The following is a 15,152-nucleotide window of genomic DNA, read 5'->3' as shown; positions in this document are numbered from 1 at the left end:
TATTTTCAAACAGATGAAGGGGCGGACGCATGGCTGAGCCATTCCTGATCGGGGATGCCATGACCGGAGGCTATGGCGGGGCGGATATCCTGCATGGCTGCACCATCGCGGTGGAAAAGGGCGAGATCGCGGTGATTGTCGGCCCCAATGGCGCGGGCAAATCGACCGCGATGAAGGCGGTTTTCGGCATGCTGAACCTGCGCGCCGGTCAGGTCCGGCTGGCGGGGGTGGATATTACCGCCCTGTCGCCGCAGGACCGCGTGGCGCAGGGCATGGCCTTCGTGCCGCAAACCGCGAACATCTTCACCTCGATGACGGTCGAGGAGAATCTGGAAATGGGCGCGTTTTTGCGGCGCGACGATATTTCGGGGACCATGGCGCAGGTCTATGACCTGTTCCCGATCCTCAAGGAAAAGCGCCGCCAGCCCGCAGGGGAACTTTCGGGCGGGCAGCGCCAGCAGGTTGCGGTGGGGCGTGCGCTGATGACGCGGCCGCAGGTTCTGATGCTGGATGAACCGACAGCGGGCGTCAGCCCCATCGTGATGGATGAGCTTTTCGACCGCATCATCGAGGTGGCGCGCACCGGCATTTCGATCCTGATGGTCGAACAGAATGCCCGGCAGGCGCTGGAGATTGCCGACAAGGGCTATGTCCTTGTGCAGGGCGCAAACCGTTTCACCGATACCGGCAAGGCCCTGATGGCCGACCCGGAGGTGCGTCGTTCTTTTCTGGGGGGCTGAGGCATGGATCTTCTCAACGCCCTTGTGGCATTTCTCAACTTCGTTGTTGTCCCGGCAACCGCCTATGGCGCGCAGCTTGCGCTTGGTGCGCTGGGGGTGACTCTGATCTATGGTATCCTGCGGTTCTCGAATTTCGCCCATGGCGATACGATGGCGCTTGGCACCACGGCGGCGATCCTGATGACATGGGGTCTGCAGGCGGCCGGTATCAGCTTTGGCCCGCTGCCGACTGCATTGCTGGCGCTGCCCTTCGCGATTGCGGTCACAGCACTTGTCGTGCTGGGCACGGACCGGGTGGTCTATCGCTTCTATCGCAAGCGCAAGGTCAGCCCCTCGATCCTTGTGATCGTCAGTCTTGGGGTGATGTTCGTGATGAACGGGGTCACCCGCTTCATCATCGGCGTTCAGGACCAGAGTTTCGCGGATGGTGAGCGTTTCCTTGTCACCGCGCGCGGGTTCCGGGACGCCACCGGGCTGGCCGAGGGGCTGGCGATCCGCACAACACAGGTGGTGACGGTGGTGGTTGCGGTGATTGCGGTGGCACTGCTGTTCTGGTTTCTGAACCGCACCCGCACGGGCAAGTCGATGCGCGCCTATTCCGATAATGAGGATCTGGCACTTCTGTCCGGCATCAATCCCGAACGGGTTGTCGCGGTGACATGGATCATCACGGCGGCGCTGGCGACCACGGCGGGGGTGCTTTACGGGCTCGACAAGAGCTTCAACCCCTTCACCTATTTCCAGCTTCTGCTGCCGATCTTCGCATCGGCCATTGTCGGCGGGCTTGGCAATCCGCTGGGCGCCATCGTGGGCGGGTTCGTTATCGCCTTTTCCGAGGTGACGGTGACCTATGCCTGGAAAAAGGTGCTGACCTATATTCTGCCGGACAGTCTGGCGCCCACCGAACTGGTGCAGCTGATGTCGACAGATTACAAATTCGCGGTCAGTTTTGCGATCCTCATCCTTGTTCTGCTGTTCATGCCGACGGGGCTTTTCAAGGGGAAATCGGTATGAACGGGCGCAATTTCATGCTTTTCGCGCTGGTCGGGCTGCTGTTCGCGGTCACCGGCTTTCTGCAAAGCTGGAACCTTTCGCTGTCGATCCTGCAAATGGCGCTGGTCTCGGCGATCATGGCGCTGGGGGTCAATATCCAGTGGGGCTATGCGGGGCTGTTCAATGTCGGCGTCATGGGTTTTGCGGCGCTTGGCGGGCTTGCGGTGGTGCTGACCGCTTCGGCCCCCGAGCCCGAGGCCTGGCGCGCGGGCGGGCCGGGGATCCTGCTGGCGCTGGTGCTGGGGGCGGTCACCGTCACGGCAGCGGTGCAGGTCTATAAACGCATGGCACCGGGGCTGGCGCGCATGGTGCTGCTGCTGGGGGTGCTGATCGGCGGGTTCTTCCTGTTCCGGGCGGTTCTCGACCCCAATGTTGCGGCGGTCGAGGCGATCAACCCTTCGGTTTCGGGCAATCTGGGCGGGCTGGGCCTGCCGGTGGTCCTGGCCTGGCCTGCGGGCGGGCTTCTGGCCGCCGCCGCCGCCTGGGTGATCGGCAAGACGGCGCTTGGCCTGCGCTCGGACTATCTGGCCATCGCCACGCTGGGCATTGCCGAGATCGTCATCGCCGTGATGAAGAATGAGGACTGGCTGGCGCGCGGCGTCAAGAACGTGATCGGCCTGCCGCGCCCGGTGCCCTATGAGGTGAACCTGCAGCGCGATCCGGGTTTCCTTGACTGGGCGCAGGGCTGGGGCTTCGATCCGGTCACGGCCTCGTCGGTTCTTGTCAAACTGTCCTATTGCGGGCTGTTTCTGGTCGTGCTGCTGGCCATCGTCTGGTTGTCGGAAATGGCGCTGCGCAGCCCCTGGGGCCGGATGATGCGCGCGATCCGCGACAATGAGGTTGCGGCCGAGGCGATGGGCAAGGATGTCACCCGTCGCCATCTGCAGATCTTCATTCTGGGATCGGCGGTGATCGGCATTGCCGGGGCGATGATGACGACGCTGGACGGGCAACTGACGCCGGGCACCTATCAGCCCTTGCGCTTCACCTTCCTGATCTGGGTCATGGTGATCGTCGGCGGTTCGGGCAACAACTGGGGCGCGGTTCTGGGCGGCTTCCTGATCTGGTGGCTTTGGGTGATGGTAGAGCCGCTGGGGCTGGCGCTGATTGCCGGCATCACCTCGGGCATGGCCGAAGGGTCCTGGCTGAAATCGCATCTGCAGGATGCCTCGGCGCATATGCGGCTGCTGACGATGGGTGTGATTCTGCTTCTGGTGCTGCGCTTCAGCCCACGCGGCCTGATCCCGGAAAAATGACCAAGGGAGAGGGGGAAACCCCTCTCCCATCACCTGTCCCTGCTTTCATCTTGGCAAAATACCTCGGGGTTGCGGGGGCTGGCCCCCGCGCGCTGCCCAAGCTGCCCATGGGTTCAGACCCGTCCCCCCTTCGGCGCGCTACTTGCTGCGCGTCGGCCGGTCGAACACCTTGCGTCCCATCAGCGAACCGACCAGATCGACCATCAGTTTTGCGGTCATGCCGCGATCGTCCAGAAACGGGTTCAGCTCTACCAGATCCAGCGATGTGACCAGTTCCGATTCGTGCAGCAGTTCCATCACCAGATGCGCCTCGCGGAAGGTGGTGCCACCGGGCACGGTCGTGCCCACGGCGGGGGCGATGGCGGGGTCGAGGAAATCAACATCCAGACTGACATGCAGCAGGCCATTCGCCGCGCGGACCTGATCCAGAAAGGCGCGCAGCGGGGCGACGACGCCCTGTTCGTCCAGCACCCGCATGTCATTGATCGCGATATCATGGTCCAGCAACGCCGCATGCTCTGCGGGATCGACCGACCGGATGCCGTAAAGACAGATCCGTTCCGCCGGGATCGGGGCCGGGAAGGGCGGGAAGGGCGCAAATCCCGAACGCCCCGCGATATAGGCGACGGGTGTGCCATGCAGATTGCCCGATGTGGTGGTCATCGGCGTGTGGAAATCGGAATGCGCATCCAGCCAGAGCAGGAACAGCGGCCGCCCCACCCGCGCGGCATGATCCGCCGCACCAGCGACCGTGCCAAGCGCCAGCGAATGATCGCCGCCCATGATGATCGGAAAGCCATGCGGCAGCGCCTCGGCCATGACGCGGCGCAGGGCCGCGGTCCAGCCCAGAACCTCTGCCAGGGAATGCACGGCCGGATTGTCGCAGGTGGCATCCATTTGCGGCGTCATCGCAACATCGCCCAGATCGGTCGCCTCATGCCCCAGATCGCGGATCGCCTGCGCCAGTCCCGCCACGCGATAGGCGACAGGCCCCATCAGGCAGCCCGCGCGGCGCTGGCCTGCATCAATGGGTGCTCCGATCAGCAGACAGGATTTCGGCATGGGCTTTCCTTCTCGGCCGGGGCCGGCGCATCCCGACCGGCCGGGGCGCCTTTCTGGGGGCGTTATCCCGCACTCTGCCGGTCCGCGACAAGCGAAAAGGCCCCATGACCGCGCAACATGGCTGGGCAAGGGGCTGTTCGGACCCCCGCCGGTCGGGGTAAAACCGGCCAGAGGCAGAAACAGGACGGATCATGGACAGGACAATCAAGGCCGCGATGCTGGCCGCATTGGTGACGGGCGGGGCGGCGGCCCTGCCTGCCGGGGCGGCATCGCCCGGCTGGTATGAGGTTTATGGCGTCAGCGATGACGACATGCTGAAAATGCGCGCAGGCCCCGGCACGGGATTCAACATCATCCTGGGCTTGCCGAATGGCACCGCGCTGCGCGTGCATCGCTGCGAACAGACCGGCAGCACGCGCTGGTGCGAGGTTTCATTGGAACGCGCGCGGGGGCTGCGCGGCTATGTCTCGGCGGCCTATATCCGCGAACGCGACAGGCGCTAGGCCTGGGCGGCAGGGTGATCCCGGTCGTGGGCTGACAGCGCAGGCCGTCGGATCTGCCCGGCTGGATGAGTCGGATAACATCGCTGAGTTTGCTGTTCTTGCGACCAGGCGCCCCATCTCCGCAATATACGGAAAGAAAAAAACCACCCAGAGACAGATTATTCCGTCTTTTGGCGGTTGACGCCCCGGAATGCCCGCCATAAGGTCGCCCGGTCCAAAGGGGTCGATCATGGAAATTCTTCTTGTAGTCGGGGCGTGGCGCATGGGTCGGTGACGGTCTCCCAGATCACACTCCATGCGCCCCCGACTGACCCCCGGGGGCTTTTTGTTGCAGGATCGCCGCGAATGCGCGGCAGCAGAGGATAAAGACGATGTCGAAGGCGATGACCGGCGCGAGAATGGTGGTTGAGGCCCTGCGCGAACAGGGGGTCGATACCGTATTCGGATATCCGGGCGGGGCGGTTCTGCCCATCTATGACGAGATTTTCCAGCAAAATGACATCCGCCACATCCTTGTGCGGCATGAACAGGGTGCCGTGCATATGGCCGAGGGCTATGCGCGGTCCACCGGCAAGCCGGGCGTGGTGCTGGTGACCTCGGGGCCGGGGGCGACCAATGCGGTGACGGGGCTGGTCGATGCGCTGATGGACAGTATCCCGCTGGTGGTGCTGTCGGGACAGGTGCCGACCTTCATGATCGGCACGGACGGGTTTCAGGAGGCCGATACCGTCGGCATCACCCGGCCCTGCACGAAACACAACTGGCTGGTGAAGGACACGGCGAAACTGTCGGAAGTGATCCATCAGGCCTTCCATGTCGCGACCTCGGGCCGTCCGGGGCCGGTGCTGGTGGACATACCCAAGGATGTGCAGTTCGCCACGGCCGATTATACGCCGAAACCCAAGGCCAAGGTGTCGCACTATCAGCCCCGGGTGAAGGGCGATATCGAGGCGATCACCCGCATGGTCGAGATGCTGGAAACCGCCGAGCGGCCGGTGTTCTATACCGGCGGCGGGGTGGTGAATTCCGGCCCTGCGGCCAGTCAGTTGCTGCGCGAATTCGTCGAGGCGACGGGCTTTCCCGTCACCTCGACGCTGATGGGGCTGGGGGCTTATCCGGCCAGCGGCAAGGCCTGGCTGGGCATGCTGGGGATGCACGGGCTTTATGAGGCGAACCTCGCCATGCATGGCTGCGATCTGATGATCAATGTCGGCGCGCGCTTCGATGACCGCATCACCGGGCGGATTGCCGATTTCAGCCCCGGTTCGCGCAAGGTGCATATTGATATCGACGCCTCCAGCCTGAACAAGGTGATCCGGGTCGATGTGCCGATTCAGGGCGATGTCGCGCATGTGCTGGAAGATGCGCTGCGGATCTGGAAGGCACGCGGGCGCAAGGTCAACAAGGAAGGTCTGGCCGCATGGTGGGCCCGGATCGAGGAATGGCGCGCGGTGCGCTGCCTGACCTATCGCAATTCCGACAAGGTCATCAAACCGCAATATGCGCTGGAACGGCTTGAGGCGCTGACCAAGGGGATGGACCGCTACATCACCACAGAAGTGGGTCAGCATCAGATGTGGGCCGCGCAGTTTCTGGGCTTTGATGCCCCGAACCGCTGGATGACATCGGGTGGTCTTGGCACCATGGGATACGGCCTGCCTGCCAGTATCGGCGTGCAGGTGGCCCATCCCGAAGCGCTGGTGATCAATGTGGCGGGGGAGGCATCCTGGCTGATGAACATGCAGGAAATGGGCACGGCCATGCAGTTCCGCGCCCCGGTCAAGCAGTTCATCCTGAACAATGAACGGCTGGGCATGGTGCGCCAGTGGCAGGAGCTTCTGCACGGGGAACGCTATTCGCAAAGCTGGTCGGAAAGCCTGCCCGATTTCGTGAAACTGGCCGAAGCCTTCGGCTGCAAGGGGATCAAGGTGTCCGATCCGAAGGATCTGGATGACGCGATCATCGAGATGATCCGCTATGACGGGCCGGTGATTTTCGACTGTTTGGTGGAAAAGCACGAAAACTGCTTCCCCATGATCCCCTCCGGCAAGCCGCATAACGAGATGCTGCTGGGAGATGCCGAGACCAAAGGCGCGATTCAGGCCGGTGGTGCGGTTCTGGTCTGATCCCGTCAACTGACAGCGCCGGGGGTTTTACCCCCGGACCCCCAAGGTATTTTTGCCAAGATGAAAGGGAGAGGCGATGTCGCCGCTCAATATCAAGCAAGGTTCGACCAGCCATTCCGCCTATGACCTGCGCGATCCCAATGCCGAGGTGATCGAACAGCATACGCTGGCCGTGGTCGTGGACAATGAAAGTGGCGTTCTGGCGCGGGTGATCGGGCTGTTTTCCGGCCGGGGCTACAATATCGAAAGCCTGACCGTCGCCGAAACCGATCATGAAGGCCATCGCAGCCGTATCACCATCGTCACGCGCGGCACGCCGCAGGTGATCGACCAGATCAAGGCGCAACTGGGCCGGATGGTGCCGGTGCATGATGTGCATGATCTGACGGTTGAAGGGCCATCGGTGCAGCGCGAACTGGCGCTGGTCAAGGTGGCGGGCAAGGGCGATCACCGGATCGAGGCGCTGCGTCTGGCCGAGATCTTCCGCGCCAATGTCGTGGACAGCACGCTGGAAAGCTTTGTCTTCGAGATGACCGGGACGCCGGAAAAGATCGACGCCTTTGCCGAACTGATGCGCCCCTTGGGCCTGCGAGAGATCGCGCGGACCGGGGTGGCGGCACTGGCGCGCGGAATCTAGGGGCGGGGAGTGGGGGGCCGGGCGCCGCCAGCCTGCGGCGCCTTGGCGCATCCCCATTGGCCCGCCCGCCGATCCGGCGTAACCTCGGTCGCGATCCGGCCCCCTGTCCGGCGGCGGCCCGATCCGGCTGAGGAGTGAGCATGATCGTCGAACTTGGACATTTCGCCCTGATCCTCGCGCTTTGCGTGGCGGTGGTGCAGACGGTCGTGCCGCTGGCCGGGGCGCATCTGCGCCGCCCGGGCTGGATGGCGCTGGGGGAACCGGCGGCGGTGATTCAGGTCCTCCTGATCGGGTTCAGCTTTGCCGCGCTGACCTATGCCTTTGTGGTTTCGGATTTCTCGCTGCGGCTGGTGGTCGCCAATTCCCATACGATGAAGCCGATGATCTACAAGATTTCCGGCGTCTGGGGGAATCATGAAGGCTCGTTGCTGCTCTGGGCGCTGATCCTTGCGCTGTTCGGGGCCTGCGTTGCCTTTTTCGGCGGCAACCTGCCGCCCACGCTGCGCGCCCGGGTGATCGGGGTGCAGGGCTCGATCGGGGTGGCGTTCCTGTTGTTCATGCTGCTGACATCGAATCCGTTCCTGCGGCTGGAAGTGCCGCCGTTCAACGGGCAGGATCTGAACCCGCTTTTGCAGGATCCCGGGCTCGCCTTCCATCCGCCCTTTCTGTATCTTGGCTATGTCGGGCTGTCGGTCGCCTTTTCCTTTGCCGTCGCCGCCCTGATCGAAGGTCGCGTCGATGCGGCTTGGGGCCGCTGGGTGCGGCCCTGGACGCTGGCGGCCTGGATCTTCCTGACCATCGGCATCGCGCTGGGGTCCTGGTGGGCCTATTACGAGCTGGGTTGGGGCGGGTTCTGGTTCTGGGATCCGGTGGAAAACGCCAGTTTCATGCCCTGGCTGCTGGCTGCGGCCCTGCTGCATTCGGCGATTGTCGTGGAAAAGCGCGAGGCGCTGAAGGCCTGGACGATCCTGCTGGCGATCCTGGCCTTCGGCTTTTCGCTTATCGGCACGTTCATCGTGCGCTCGGGCGTGCTGACCTCGGTCCATGCCTTTGCCAATGATCCCGAACGCGGTGTCTTCATCCTGCTGATCCTGGGTATCTTCATGGGCGGCGCGCTGACGCTGTTTGCCCTGAGGGCGGGGGTGATGGAGGCCAAGGGCATCTTCGCCCCGGTCAGCCGCGAAAGCGCGCTGGTCGCCAACAATCTGATCCTTGCGGTGTCCTGCTTCGTGGTGTTTGTCGGCACGATCTGGCCGCTGGTGGCCGAAATGCTTTGGGGGCAGACCCTGTCGGTGGGGGAGCCCTTCTTCAACGCGGCCTTCACGCCTTTCATGGTGGTGCTGGCGTTGATCCTGCCTGTCGGGGCGCTGATGCCGTGGAAACGCGGCCGGATCGGCGGGGCGTTGCGCCCGCTCTGGCCTGCCGGAGTGCTGGCCGTGGCGCTGATGGCGCTGGCCTTTGCCCTGCAGACCGGTGGTTCGGCGCTGGGGCCGGTCGGTCTGGCGCTGGGGGCCTGGGTTGTTTTCGGGGCCATCACCGAGATCTGGACCCGCAGCGGGCGGGGGGCCCTGGCGGGGCGGTTCGGACGGCTGACGCGTCTGCCGCGCGGCGACTGGGGCAAGATGGTTGCCCATGCCGGGTTTGGGGTCACGGTCTTTGCCTGTTCCGCGATGATCGCATGGCAGACCGAAGATATCCGCACGGTGAATATCGGCGAGACGTTCACGATGCGCGGCTATGACATCACGCTGGCGGCGGTCGACCGGGTGGAGGGGCCGAATTACCTGTCCACCATGGCCACGATGATCGTTGAGCGGGATAACGCCCCCGTCGCGATCCTGATGCCGGAAAAGCGTGTCTATCCGGTGGCGAACATGCCCACGACCGAGGCCGCGATTGATTACGGCATCTGGCGCGATCTTTATCTGGTGATCGGAGATGCGCAGCAGAACGGAAGCTGGGCGGTTCGCAGCTATCACAAGCCCTTTGCCAACTGGATCTGGGGCGGGGCAATCCTGATGGCGCTTGGCGGCGCGATCAGCCTTGCCGACCGGCGGTTCCGGGTTGCGGCGGGCGCGCGCAGGCGCAGTAATGCGGTGGCCGCGGAATGAGACGGATCCTGCTTCCCCTTGCCCTTGCGGGGTTTCTGGCCGGTCCCGCGCTGGCCGTGCAGCCCGATGAGATACTGGACGATCCGGCGCTGGAGGCGCGGGCGCGGGAAATTTCCCGCGATCTGCGCTGTCTGGTCTGCCGGAACGAGAATATCGACGACAGCGATGCGGGCCTTGCCCGCGATCTGCGGCTTCTGGTGCGCGAAAGGCTGCTGGAAGGCGACAGCAACCGCGAAGTGGTCGATTTCATCGTCGACCGCTATGGTGAATATGTGCTGCTCAATCCCCGGCGTGAGGGGATGAACCTGCTGCTCTGGCTGGCGGGGCCAGCGATGCTGATTCTGGGGGGTGGGGTCTCACTGGTCTATATCCGCCGCCGCCGGACCGATGCGACCTTGCCCGATACGCCGCTTTCCCCCGAAGAACAGAAGCGGCTGGACCAGATTCTGGACCGCTGACCGCGCGGATGACGTGCCGTTCCGCTTTCGCCGGGCGGCGCAGGCGCTATGCTGCGCCATCGGAACATGCGGGAGCGGATCATGGATTATGCAACCATCACCTGTCAGATCGAGGACGGGATCGGGGTCATCACGCTGAACCGGCCCGAGGTGATGAATGCGCTGTCATCGCAGATGCGGGCCGAACTGCTGCATGCGGTGCGGGAAAGCGCGAAAACGGCCCGGGTTCTGGTGCTGACCGGGGCAGGGCGGGCCTTTTGTTCCGGGCAGGATCTGGGTGACGGGGCGCGTCTGGGGGCGATTGATCTGGAACGCACGCTGCGCGACGAATATGAACCGCTGTTGAACGCGATCTATGACTGTCCGGTGCCGACCATCGCGGCGGTCAATGGCACCGCGGCGGGGGCGGGGGCCAATCTGGCATTGGCCGCCGATGTGGTGATCGCGACCGAAAGCGCGGGGTTCATTCAGGCCTTCACGCGGATCGGGCTGGTTCCCGATGCCGGGGGCAGCTATTGGCTGCCGCGCCAGATCGGGACGGCGCGGGCCATGGGGGCGGCGCTCTTTGCCGACCGGATCAGCGCGAAACAGGCGGCTGACTGGGGCATGATCTATGAATATGTACCTGATGCCACCTTCGCCGCCCATTGGCAGGCGCGCGCCGCGTCACTGGCCACGGGGCCGACCGTGGCCTATCGCGGCGTCAAGACCGCGATCCGGGCCAGTTTCGGCAATGATCTGGAAACCCAGCTGGCGCTTGAGGCGCAGTTGCAGGGCGCCTGTGGCATGACCCATGATTTCAAGGAGGGGGTTCTGGCCTTCCTTGAAAAGCGCCCTGCAAATTTCGAGGGCCGCTAGACCCGACTGCGCCTCCGCTCGCCCCTGGGTGGCAGGGGCGATGACGGGGGCGATGACGGGGGCGATGACGGGGGCCATGACGGGGGCCATGACGGGGCCGATTGCTGCCTGCCGGAGGGCGGGTGCGAAATTGGTCATTGTCATTCCGCATGGGCTGGCCTTATGGTCAGCACATGCGTCTGTCTTGTCGCTGTTACAGGACACTACGTTGAAGGTTTCGCGCTGCGGCAGGGGCAGTGATCGCAGGATCACCCGTCACGCCGAAAGCGGATCACCGGCCGAAAGGTCAGAAATCGCCCGGCAGATCAAGGGTTTGCGGGCTTCTTATCAGGGTGCCGAGAGGCATTCGGGACACATCGCGATGCGGCGCGCCGAACAAGGATCATGGACGGAAAGGGGCCCTGCGGGGCCGCTGCCCGTCTGGTCGATGCGCGCACACGCCCCTACAAGTCACCACGGTTCACGCCTGCGGCCTCCGGCGCTGCCGGGCAGACGGGCTAGACCGGGTGCCATGGAACACAATGGCAAAGAAAATGTTGATCGATGCCACCCACGCCGAAGAGACGCGTGTGGTGGTTGTGGACGGGAACAAAGTCGAGGAATTTGATTTCGAGACTGTCAACAAGCGCCAGCTTGCGGGCAATATCTATCTGGCAAAGGTGACGCGGGTCGAACCCTCGCTTCAGGCGGCCTTTGTCGATTATGGCGGCAACCGTCACGGGTTCCTCGCCTTTGCAGAAATCCATCCCGACTATTATCAGATCCCCGTGGCCGACCGGAAGGCGCTGCTGGATGAGGAACGCGCCATGGCGCGAGCCGAGGATGAGGAAGAGCGCGACGGCAACCGCCGCCGCCGCCCGCGTCCCGCCCGGGCCGAACAGGCGAAATCGAATGACGAGACCCGCAGCGCCGAGGTCGGCAGCATGGATGTCGTCGATCTGGGCGAGGAGGAAGATCAGGGCGGTCCCGACCTGTCGCTGACCACTGCCGATACCGCAGCGTCCCCCGAGGCCGAAACCGCCCGCAAGGGGACGTCCCGCAACGCCGACAGCCGCAATGGGGACAGCCGCAACGGGGACAATGGGTCTGAGGAAGAGGGCAAACCCTATCGCGCGATGGACAGCGCCTCGGATACCGATGACGAGATCGAATCCGTCGCGGATGAGGATGTGAGCGAGGAAATCCGAGCCCCCCGTCGCCCGCGTGCGCGCCGCTACAAGATTCAGGAGGTCGTCAAGGTCCGCCAGATCATGCTGGTGCAGGTCGTCAAGGAAGAGCGCGGCAACAAGGGGGCTGCGCTGACCACCTATCTGTCGCTTGCAGGTCGCTATTGCGTCCTGATGCCCAATACCGCGCGTGGCGGTGGCATCAGCCGCAAGATCACGCAGGCCAATGACCGCAAGAAGCTGAAGGAAATCGCCTCGGAAATCGAGGTGCCGGAAGGTGCCGGGCTGATCATCCGCACGGCAGGGGCCAAGCGCACCAAGCCCGAGATCCGGCGCGACTACGAATACCTCATGCGGCTTTGGGAACAGATCCGCGAACTGACCCTCAAATCCATCGCACCCGCCGCGATCTACGAGGAAGGCAACCTGATCAAGCGCTCGATCCGCGATCTTTACAGCCGCGAGATTGACGAGGTTCTGGTCGAGGGGGCCGAGGGTTACCGCGTGGCCAAGGATTTCATGCGGATGATCATGCCCTCCCATGCAAAGGCCGTTCAGCCCTATAACGATGCCGTGCCGTTGTTCGCGCGTTATCAGGTCGAAAGCTATCTGGCGGGCATGTTCAACCCGACAGTGCAGCTGAAATCGGGTGGCTATATCGTCATCGGTATCACCGAGGCGCTGGTTGCGGTCGACGTCAACTCGGGCCGGGCCACCAAGGAAGGCTCGATCGAGGAAACCGCGCTCAAGACCAACCTTGAGGCCGCCGAGGAAGTGGCCCGCCAGTTGCGCCTGCGCGATCTGGCCGGGCTGATCGTGATCGACTTCATCGACATGGAAGAGCGGCGCAACAATGCCGCTGTCGAGAAGCGGCTGAAGGACAAGCTGAAAACCGACCGCGCGCGGATTCAGGTCGGGCGCATCTCGGGCTTCGGCCTTCTGGAGATGAGCCGCCAGCGCCTGCGCCCCGGGATGCTGGAATCCACGACGCAGCCTTGCGCGCATTGCCATGGCACGGGTCTGATCCGGTCCGATGACAGCATGGCGCTGACCATCCTGCGCGCGCTGGAAGAGGAAGGCACGCGCAAGCGCTCCAAGGAGGTTTTGCTGCGCGCGCCGGTCGCGGTGGTGAATTTCCTGATGAACCAGAAGCGCGAACATATCGCGATGATCGAGGCGCGCTATGGCATGTCGGTGCGGATCGAGGCCGATCCCGCGATGATCAGCCCCGATTTCACCATCGAGAAGTTCAAGACCGCCACCCGTAACGTGCCCGAACTTTCGGCTGCGATCTCGGGCAATGCCTCGCTCATGGGGGCGGCGGTGGATGATATCGAAGATCCCGATATCCCGGATGAAGAGGAAGAAGACGCCGCCGAGGTTGAGGCCGAAACAACCGCATCCGCGCCGCGTGAAGACGCCGAGGGCAATGGCACCGGACGCAAGAAGCGCCGTCGTCGGCGGCGTCGGCGGAGCGGGTCGGACGAGAACGGAAATGGCGAAAACGGCTCCAATGGCGATGATGAGGGCGGTGAGGATGAGGCCGAGGCTGGCGCAGACGTGACGCCCGCTGCGGCATCTGCCGAAACCCCCGAGGAAGCCGCAGAGGAACCCAAGGCCAGAAGGTCCAGAAGCCGGAGCTCGAAATCCACGGGTTCGAAGTCGCGGAGTGCAAAGTCTGCTGAGGCTGAGGCTGAGACCGTTGCGCAGGCCGAAGTCGCGGCAAGCGGGGCGAATGCTGCCGGGGTGGAAACTGCCGAAACCGCAGGGTCTGAAACCGCCGAGGCCGAAACGGCGCCGAAGAAAACCAGCAGGTCTGCTTCCAGCCGGTCGCGGTCCAGCAAGTCCAGATCGGACAAGACCGAAGCCGCCGGGACGGAAACTGCTGGCGCAGGCGAAGCAGCGCCCGAAGCCGAGGCCGAGAAGCCCAAGCGGACGCGCAAGCCCCGCAGTTCCAAATCCGCGACCAAGGCGGATGCGGACGCGGCACAGGCTGCGACTGCGGAGGCCGGAACCGAGGCCGGACCGGTGATGGCAGAGACCGCCCCGGCAGAGCCCGCGCCCGCCCCGCAGCCCGAACCGGTCGCAGCGGCGCCCAAAGCCGAAGCAGAGGCCACCGAAACGCCGGCCGATGCCGAGGTGACGCAGGCTGAATCCAACCCGGAACCCGCCGCCGAGGCAGAACCGGATGAGGCAAGCAAGCCCCGCCGTCGCGGCTGGTGGAGCCTCGGTCGCTGACCGGACCAAAGCTTATGGTCAAGATCAGGGGGCGCAGATCCGGGGGATCTGCGCCCCTTTCACTTGGCGCGCGCGGCATACGGCCACGGCAATGTGACGCGATGACCGGGTGACGCCGCGCGCGATCCGGGCTAATCGAAGGGCAGAAAGCGAGGCGGAGCATGGCCGGAATAGACCTGATCGACGCAGCCCTTCTGCCGGCGATGTTTGTGGCACTGCTGGCGGGGATCCTGTCCTTTCTGTCGCCTTGTGTCCTGCCCATCGTGCCGCCCTATCTGGCCTATATGGGCGGCATCTCGATGGGCGAGATCCGGCAGGACGGTGTGGCGCGGCGGCGGGTTCTGCTGCCTGCGCTGTTCTTCGTGCTGGGATTGTCGACGGTCTTTCTGTTTCTGGGCTTCACCGCCTCGATCTTCGGGCGGTTTTTCCTGCAATATCAGGATATTCTGTCCAAGATCTCGGGCGCTGTGGTGATTGTGTTCGGGCTGCATTTTCTGGGCCTGTTCCGCATTCCGCTGCTGGATCGTGAGGCGCGACTGGATGCGGGGGATCAGGGCGGTTCGGCCTTTGGTGCCTATCTTCTGGGACTGGCCTTCGCCTTTGGCTGGACGCCCTGCATCGGTCCGCAACTGGGCGCGATCCTGTCGATTGCCGCGACCGAGGCCAGTATCGCGCGGGGCACCACCCTGCTGGGGGTCTATGCGCTGGGGCTGGGCCTGCCTTTCCTGCTGGCCGCCCTGTTCATCGAGCGGGCGATGGGGGTGATGGGGCGGCTGAAGCGCCATATGCGCCTGATCGAACGGGTGATGGGGATTTTGCTGTTGATCGTCGGGCTGGCGCTGATGACCGGGGCATTCTCGGATTTCTCATTCTATCTGCTGGAAACATTTCCGGTTCTATCCACGCTGGGCTGAGGCGATTGCGGCATTTCTTCATGGTCTTGC

Annotated in this window: 12 protein-coding genes; 11 read left to right on the top strand and 1 reads right to left on the bottom strand. The window is 64.0% G+C overall.

The window, feature by feature from the left end; genetic code table 11:
* The first annotated feature begins 29 nt into the window (after positions 1-29).
* Genes JL811_RS09720 through JL811_RS09710 form a run of 3 tightly spaced genes read left to right on the top strand, consistent with a single transcriptional unit; the run spans position 30 to position 3,049 of the window.
* Positions 30-740 (top strand): ABC transporter ATP-binding protein, encoded by a 711-nt coding sequence (locus JL811_RS09720; protein ID WP_202688404.1) that lies wholly within the window; start codon positions 30-32, stop codon positions 738-740.
* 3 nt (positions 741-743) lie between these two features.
* Positions 744-1,754: a branched-chain amino acid ABC transporter permease gene (locus tag JL811_RS09715; protein WP_202688403.1), complete on the top strand. Its 1,011-nt coding sequence runs from the start codon at positions 744-746 to the stop codon at positions 1,752-1,754.
* Positions 1,751-3,049, top strand: coding sequence for a branched-chain amino acid ABC transporter permease (locus tag JL811_RS09710; protein ID WP_202688402.1), 1,299 nt, complete (start codon positions 1,751-1,753; stop codon positions 3,047-3,049). Before JL811_RS09715 ends, JL811_RS09710 begins: the two co-directional genes overlap by 4 nt.
* 138 nt (positions 3,050-3,187) lie before the next feature.
* Here the strand turns inward: JL811_RS09710 and rocF are convergent, their stop codons facing one another.
* Entirely contained in the window at positions 3,188-4,111 is a 924-nt protein-coding gene (gene rocF, locus JL811_RS09705) for an arginase (protein ID WP_202688401.1), read from the bottom strand.
* 191 nt (positions 4,112-4,302) lie between these two features.
* On the opposite strand from rocF, the gene JL811_RS09700 reads away from it, so the two are divergent.
* The 8 genes from JL811_RS09700 (at position 4,303) to JL811_RS09665 (ending at position 15,122) form a co-directional block, all read left to right on the top strand.
* Positions 4,303-4,614 (top strand): SH3 domain-containing protein, encoded by a 312-nt coding sequence (locus JL811_RS09700; RefSeq protein ID WP_202688400.1) that lies wholly within the window; start codon positions 4,303-4,305, stop codon positions 4,612-4,614.
* Between the two features lie 371 nt (positions 4,615-4,985).
* Positions 4,986-6,740 carry an acetolactate synthase 3 large subunit gene (locus JL811_RS09695; RefSeq protein ID WP_202688399.1) on the top strand — a complete coding sequence of 585 codons (1,755 nt, stop codon included), beginning with the start codon at positions 4,986-4,988 and terminating at the stop codon, positions 6,738-6,740.
* Positions 6,741-6,816: 76 nt separating this feature from the next.
* Positions 6,817-7,377, top strand: a complete 561-nt coding sequence (gene ilvN, locus JL811_RS09690; RefSeq protein ID WP_202688398.1) for an acetolactate synthase small subunit — start codon at positions 6,817-6,819, stop codon at positions 7,375-7,377.
* Positions 7,378-7,517: 140 nt separating this feature from the next.
* Positions 7,518-9,488: a heme lyase CcmF/NrfE family subunit gene (locus tag JL811_RS09685; protein ID WP_202688397.1), complete on the top strand. Its 1,971-nt coding sequence runs from the start codon at positions 7,518-7,520 to the stop codon at positions 9,486-9,488.
* Positions 9,485-9,946 (top strand): cytochrome c-type biogenesis protein, encoded by a 462-nt coding sequence (locus JL811_RS09680; RefSeq protein WP_202688396.1) that lies wholly within the window; start codon positions 9,485-9,487, stop codon positions 9,944-9,946. Before JL811_RS09685 ends, JL811_RS09680 begins: the two co-directional genes overlap by 4 nt.
* An 81-nt stretch (positions 9,947-10,027) precedes the next feature.
* Positions 10,028-10,804, top strand: a complete 777-nt coding sequence (locus JL811_RS09675; protein ID WP_202688395.1) for an enoyl-CoA hydratase-related protein — start codon at positions 10,028-10,030, stop codon at positions 10,802-10,804.
* Between the two features lie 521 nt (positions 10,805-11,325).
* On the top strand, positions 11,326-14,208 hold the full coding sequence (locus JL811_RS09670; RefSeq protein WP_202688394.1) for an Rne/Rng family ribonuclease: 2,883 nt from the start codon (positions 11,326-11,328) through the stop codon (positions 14,206-14,208).
* Positions 14,209-14,369: 161 nt separating this feature from the next.
* Positions 14,370-15,122 (top strand): cytochrome c biogenesis CcdA family protein, encoded by a 753-nt coding sequence (locus tag JL811_RS09665; protein WP_202688393.1) that lies wholly within the window; start codon positions 14,370-14,372, stop codon positions 15,120-15,122.
* Positions 15,123-15,152 lie beyond the last annotated feature (30 nt).

This window comes from Szabonella alba, assembly GCF_016765775.1.
GTDB classification, from domain to species: domain Bacteria; phylum Pseudomonadota; class Alphaproteobacteria; order Rhodobacterales; family Rhodobacteraceae; genus Szabonella; species Szabonella alba.
This window is presented reverse-complemented; position numbering and strand designations above follow the sequence as displayed.